The organism is Skermanella sp. (genome assembly GCF_059503625.1).
In genome coordinates this window covers 1-3,564 of sequence record NZ_JCACHA010000170.1, presented here as the reverse complement: position 1 = coordinate 3,564, position 3,564 = coordinate 1, and the positions used below count along the sequence as shown (strand labels likewise).

The 3,564-nt window shown below is 60.9% G+C and carries 3 protein-coding genes; 2 read left to right on the top strand and 1 reads right to left on the bottom strand.

From position 1 onward, the window contains the following. Nucleotides 1-128 precede the first annotated feature (128 nt). Together AC5JJ6_RS04540 and AC5JJ6_RS04535 are read left to right on the top strand one after the other, a co-directional pair. A complete protein-coding gene (locus tag AC5JJ6_RS04540) occupies nucleotides 129-1,574 on the top strand; it encodes a DUF4214 domain-containing protein (protein ID WP_496040905.1) in 1,446 nt (481 codons plus the stop codon). 466 nt (nucleotides 1,575-2,040) lie between these two features. Next, complete coding sequence (locus AC5JJ6_RS04535) at nucleotides 2,041-3,057, top strand: hypothetical protein (protein WP_496040904.1); 1,017 nt, start codon at nucleotides 2,041-2,043, stop codon at nucleotides 3,055-3,057. A gap of 318 nt (nucleotides 3,058-3,375) precedes the next feature. Here AC5JJ6_RS04535 and AC5JJ6_RS04530 read toward each other — a convergent pair. Then, nucleotides 3,376-3,564 (bottom strand): zinc ribbon domain-containing protein (locus AC5JJ6_RS04530; RefSeq protein WP_496040903.1); only part of this gene is annotated, 189 nt, incomplete at its 5' end.

Here is a 3,564-nt window from a genome sequence, read left to right as displayed (position 1 = left end):
GTTCAGTGTCTCAGAGCGTAACCATCCCGGTCATTACCGCCGGTCGTCAGGAGCAGGCCGGTGACAATACGGTGGCCGACATTCCGCTGGTCCATTCCGCCGCAGGGACCAGCCTTCTGGCAGCCCAGGTGCCGACCGGCCTGGGACTCCAGGCCACCGGCTCGACCGTGCCGAAAGCGCCCGATGCCTCGCTCACCGACCTGATCCGGGAAATCAGGGCACACACCGAGCCTGGCTCGGCCGACCAGACAGCACTGACGGAGGTTGGCTCCGACTTCCTGGTCAGCCTGCCGGCCAACACACCGGTGCTGGTGCAGACGATCGTTCTGACAGCAGCTCCAGACAGCGACGCTCCGGCCCAGCCATTGGTCATCAGTGGTGCGCCGGCCGCGCCCGGAAATCCCCATACCGCGCTGGTCGTCGACGCCCGCGCGCTGCCGCCAGGATCGGAGATCCAGCTGCAGAACGTCGACTTTGCGAGCATCATCGGAGCGGTCAAGGTAACCGGCGGCAATGGTTCTCAGGTCGCCTGGGGCGACGGCTCCAGCCAGACCATTATTCTGGGCGCAGATGACGACGTGCTTCACGGCGGTGCCGGCAATGACATTGTGGGCAGCGCCGGCGGCAACGACCGGATCTTCGGCGATGAGGGCAATGACACCGTCTTCGGCGGCGCGGGCAATGACTTCATCGACGGCGGCACAGGCCGCGATACCCTGGTGCTGACCGGCGCGGTGCGCGGCGACTACACGGTACGGATCGAGAACGGCAGGACCGTGTTCAGCCATCGCGACGGCGGAGCGGACGGCACAGACACCGTGGCCGGCGTCGAGACGATTCGGTTCTCGGGTCATGATTTCAGCTCGGAGACGGCGGTCGACCGCCTCTATGAAGCGCTGCTGAACCGCACCCCCGACACCGCGGGCAAAGCCCACTGGATGGAGGCGATCGGACAGGGCATGTCGATGCGGGATGTCGCCAGCCAGATCCTGGAGTCAGCGGAGGCCACCAATCTCCACGGCTCCCTAACTGAGGGACAATTCACCGACATGCTCTATCGCACCGTTCTTCACCGGGCAGGAGACGGCAGCGGCAAAACCGGCTGGGAGGACTTCCTGAAGGGCGGCGGTGCCAGGACCGACATGGTCCTCGCATTCGTCAACTCCGACGAGAAGATGGCATCAGAAGGAACCCTGATCGATTTCAACACGAGCGAGGTTGCCACCCTTGTTCGCCTTTACGGAACAATGCTCGGCCGCCTGCCGGACGAGGCCGGCATCAACTCCTTCATCTCGCACCATGAAGCGGGCCTCTCGCTTGCCGACATCGCTGACGTCTTCGTCGGCTCGGGTGAGGCGCGTCAGCTCCACGGCGACATGACCGACGAGCAGTATGTCGATATGCTCTACCGCGAGGGTCTTGGCCGCGAGGCGGACGAAGGAGGCCGGGCCGGCTGGTTGAATGGTCTCGGGAGCGGAGCGCTTGACCGCGGCGATATCCTGCTGAGCATCGCCGACTCAGCGGAAATGATGAAACTGGTGGGCGTTATCGACACCTCGATCGCGATAGCGTGATACCCGGCACGGCCCTTGGCGGGAGAGCTCTCCTGCCTTGCGTCGATCTTGTGAAAAACCCGTCCCCGCACCCTGGGAACGGTCGGGCAAGGCACCGGGTGCGGGTCTTCCATCCCCAGTGCCGTCATCGAGCAAAATACCACCCCTGTCAAATCAGGTAATATGCCCGCTCTTCATGCACCTAGACCTAATGTATAGAAAACATCCAGCCGTGTATCACTGTAAGACAATGCAAACCCTAAATTGTCAGTCTCCATCACTCAGTTCAAGTTCAAGCATCAGGGAGATTATCAGGTTATCAATCATCATCCCCTATTCTGAACTTCCCAATTCCGCACCCTTCGCCACCAGAATTTAATTTACGCAAAGCAGCACCTAGGAGTTATGCATCTTGCGCGATCTAAGAAATGTAATGCTTGCGACTAGCGTCGCCCTGTCTGCGGCTCTTCTGTCGACGACGGTCCTGATGCCGTCCAGCACCGCCTTTGCCCAAGCGCAACCCGCTCCGCAGCCTGTTGAGATCGAGGGCGAGATACAGGGTTTCAGGACGCTCAATGCCGGCACGACCCAAGAAGTCAAGCAGCTGAAGGTCATGGGTGTGTGGGTCAATATCCTGCCGCCGACCTCTATTTCGCTGGGCACATCGATCACGAGTGTTTCCGGTGACCTCACAATTGCGGATCTGATGAGCATCAAACCCATCCCGGGCTTCGACAAGGGTCCGGGCTTCATCGGCGGAACCGGGATCGTTACCGGGACGAGCGATCAGTTTGGCAATGTCATGGCCGAAACCATATTCGCCGACACTGCTGAAAACGTTCTGCTCGGAACCGTTCGGAACAACATCGGCACCGGCGACAACACGACCTTCGATATTGAAGGCAGTCCTGTCGTCCTTCTGCCAAGCAGCGCCACGGGCGACAGCTATCCTCCCATGCCCAAGAATGCCAACGGCACGCACCCGCTGTTCGACGCGCGCTACAAGGGCAAGCCGCTGATGAACGCCTATGGGTTTGCAATCAAGCCCTCGACGATTCCCGTGGGCACCTTTATCGCTGCCGAGGGCTATCTGAGCAAGTCGCTGGGGAAGTTTCTGGCTTTCAGCATCGAAGCTGACGCCGGGGAACTGGTTAACAAGGACAGCCCTGCCATCAGCATCCAGAGAGCGCAGTGCCGGGAGCGGGACGCAAACACGATCGACCTCGAGGTGCGCGGCAGCATCTACAACCCGACCGTGACGCCGCCGACCGCCGGGGCGACAGGTGCGGTCGGCATCTTCAAGCCCGCGACCGCCAAAGGTGCTGCAAACACCAACTACGGAACGGAGCAGGCCGTTGCCGACGTGGATCAATTCGGCATCTATGATTTCGATGCGCGGATCGCCACGACCCAGGGCTGCCCTCTCAAGGTCCGCGCTCAGTACGCCGTCAATGGCAGGACCTACATGGCCCCAATGACCGACGTCGAAATCCGGATAGACTGATTCGATAGGAGAAGCCGCTTCCGGGACGTGCCTGGAAGCGGCGCACTGCCGGCACTCGCTGTCTGATCGGAAGACCGTTGATACTTCGGCCATGGCGAACAGGTTGCCGGTATTCGCCGGATAACAGCGTGTCGTATGGATCAGGAGAATACCACGAACGACTCCCGGCAAGCCTATGCGGCTCTGCCAGGAGTTTAACGCCTTTGGCGTTGTCTGAAGACCCGCGTTTCGGTTCACGCAGAAAGACATCTGCGCGCCCTTGACCGCCCAGCCTTTTCCGTGTGGTTTCCGTTGCCGTTTGGTGGGCGTCAAAAATTCTCAGACCCGACCGAGCATGTACCGGGAGCTGGTGGCATCGCGCTGTTCGCAATGACCGCTGCCCGTGCAGACATGAACCCGGTCGGATAATTCCTTTTTCGCACGCGCTCCGCACCTCGAACAGTGCTGGCTCGGCGCCGCGCGTTTCGTCTCCAGCTTGATGACGTGCGACCCAGCTTCTTCCGCTAC

What these genes read in the sequence shown, in the direction of transcription:
- AC5JJ6_RS04535 (WP_496040904.1), top strand. Translation starts at nt 2,041, where the DNA reads ATGCCGTCCAGCACCGCCTTTGCCCAAGCGCAACCCGCTCCGCAGCCT.